The sequence below is a fragment of the Streptomyces sp. MZ04 genome (assembly GCF_004684775.1).
GTDB lineage: Bacteria > Actinomycetota > Actinomycetes > Streptomycetales > Streptomycetaceae > Streptomyces.
The window spans coordinates 1-2,428 of record NZ_SRIC01000514.1 but is presented as its reverse complement, the minus strand read 5'-3'; the positions used below and the strand labels follow the sequence as shown (position 1 = coordinate 2,428).

Sequence of the window (2,428 nt, the reverse complement as noted above, 5' to 3'; positions counted from 1 at the left end):
ACGACAGGGGGACGAGGTAGGGGCGGCAGCCGAGCGGGAAGGAGAGGTCGCCGGTGTGCACGTCGTAGACGGGGTCGAAGCCGCGCCAGGAGAGGAAGGCGAGGTAGCGGCCGTCGCGGGTGAAGACGGGGTTCTCGTCCTCGAAGCGGCCATTGGTGACGTCGACGATGGTGCGGGCGCCCGGACTTTCGATACGGGCCATCTTGATCTGCCGCAGGGAGCGGCCGATGCCGGGCTGGGACCAGGTCAGCCAGGCGCCGTCGGGGGAGAAGGCGAGGTCGCGCACCGGCCCGTTGACGGAGCGGATCAGCTCGGTGACCTCGCCGTCGGACTCCTCGGTCCCGGCGGCGGCAGCCGCTTCATCAGGCACAGTGAGGAGCAGGAGCCGCCCGTCGTTCGACGCGATGGCCAGGCGCTCGCCGTCGGGGTCGGACACCAGCTCCTGGACCCGGCCGAGCTCCCCGCTCGCCAGCCTGCGCGGCTCGCGGTCGCCGCTGGCGCGCGGCAGATAGGCGATCTCGACGGCGTCCTCGCCATCGGCGTCGGTGACGTACGCGACCTGCCCGCCCGTGCCGAGCATCTCCGGGAGCCGGACGCGTGCGCCCGGGGTGTCGATGATCGTGCGGGCGGGCCCGTCCCGGTGGGTGAGCCAGTACAGGCTGCCGCGTACGACGACGGCGCTGGCCCGTCCTGTCGTGTCCACGGAGAGCGCGTCGACGTTCTGCGCGGCCGGGACCTGATAGACCCGCCGTCCGGTGCGCGGCCCGCCGAGCCGTACGTCCAGGCGGCGCGGCTCGGATTCCGCGGAGAGGTCGTCGACCATCCAGATGTCGCCCGCGCACTGGTAGACGACGCGGGTGCCGTCGCTGGACGCGTGCCGGGCGTAGAACGCGTCGTGGTCGGTGTGCCGCCGCAGGTCGGAGCCGTCCGGCAGGCAGGAGTAGAGGTTGCCGACGCCCTCGTGGTCGGAGAGGAAGGCGATCCGGCCCCCCACGAACATCGGGGTGTCGAGCTGCCCGTCGAGGTCGGCGAGGATGCGCCGGCCGTGCATCCACATACGGCCCGTCGCGCCGCCCCGGTAACGCTTCCAGGCGGCGGGTTCGTGCGGCGGCCGCCCGGTCAGGAGCAGCGTCCTGCGCTCGCCGTCGATGTCGGCGACCGCGATGTCGTGGACGGGACCCCAGGGCAGCCGGCGGCCGGGCGAGCCGTCGGTCGGCACGCTGTACGCCCAGCAGAAGTAGGAGAAGGGCTGGCTGTGCGAGGAGACGGCGAGGATGTCGCCGTCGGGGGACCAGCCGCAGACGCGGGTGTCGGTGCTGCCCCAGTAGGTGAGCCTGCGGGAAGGACCGCCGTCCACCGGGGCGAGATGGATCTCCGGGTCGAGACTGCGCCATGTCGTGTACGCGATGTGGCTGCCGTCCGGCGAGAAGCGCGGATGGCTCACCTTGGTCCGGTCGACGGTGAGCCGCCAGGCGCGGCCGGCCGGGGCGCCGTCCGCGGCCAGCGGGGCCACCCAGAGGTCGTCCTCGGTCGCGAAACAGAGGCGGTCGCCGCTGAGGTGCGGAAACCGCAGGTAGGCGGGGTCGGCATGGGTGTCGTCGCGCGCGTCGGTCACCTCACCATGCTTTTCCGGGGGGCGGGACGCGGCAACTCGTGCGGGGGGTGAGCGGGGTCGGGGTGCGCGTGACCCAGCACACGTACGAAACGGTTTCGTTTCGCTAAGGCGGAGGGTACAGTCAAGGCGTACGAAACAGTTTCGATATTTCGCCCAGAGGTATCGAGCAGGTGTGTCGAGCGGGAGCGGAAGGACCATGGCTGAGGCGGCAACGGCGCGGCGCAGCCGGATCACGCCCGAGCGCGAGGCCGAGCTCTACGCGGCGGTGCTCGATCTGCTCCGCGAAGTCGGGTACGAGGCGCTCACCATGGACGCCATCGCCGCCCGCACCAAGTCCAGCAAGGCCACCCTCTACCGCCAGTGGGGGAGCAAGCCGGAGCTGATCGCCAGGGCGCTGCGGCACAACAAGCCGGTGTCCATCGAGGACATCGACACGGGGTCGCTGCGCGGCGACTTCCACGCGACCATGGCGCGTTCGGACGACTGCCGGCTGGAGCGGGACGCCGCGCTGATGCGGGGCCTGTTCCACGCCATCCACGGCAATCCCGAACTGCACCAGGCGATGCGGCAGTTGCTCATCGAGCCGGAGATCACCGGCCTGAAGGCGCTGCTGCGCAGAGCCGTCGAACGCGGCGAAGTGGCCGCGGACAACCCGGCGTTGGACTACGTCATCCACATGCTGGTCGGCGGTTTCGTCGCCCGTGACCTGGTCGAGGACCGCACGGTCGACCGCGCCTTCCTCACCTCCTACATCGACGCCGTGATCCTCCCCGCACTCGGCGTCTGACCGCCCCCCCCGCACAAGCACAAGCC

At 71.3% G+C, this 2,428-nt stretch carries 1 protein-coding gene and 1 pseudogene; one reads left to right on the top strand and one right to left on the bottom strand.

Annotated features, from left to right (window positions below; translation table 11 throughout):
• Positions 1-1,615 (bottom strand): annotated as a pseudogene (locus E2651_RS42630) (PD40 domain-containing protein); the annotation flags it as partial.
• Positions 1,616-1,811: 196 nt separating this feature from the next.
• Between E2651_RS42630 and E2651_RS42625 the strand changes: the two are divergent.
• Positions 1,812-2,402: a TetR/AcrR family transcriptional regulator gene (locus E2651_RS42625; protein WP_135336631.1), complete on the top strand. Its 591-nt coding sequence runs from the start codon at positions 1,812-1,814 to the stop codon at positions 2,400-2,402.
• Positions 2,403-2,428 lie beyond the last annotated feature (26 nt).

Excerpts from the sequence above, each read along its gene's own strand:
- E2651_RS42625 (WP_135336631.1), top strand. The coding sequence starts at position 1,812 with ATGGCTGAGGCGGCAACGGCGCGGCGCAGCCGGATCACGCCCGAGCGC.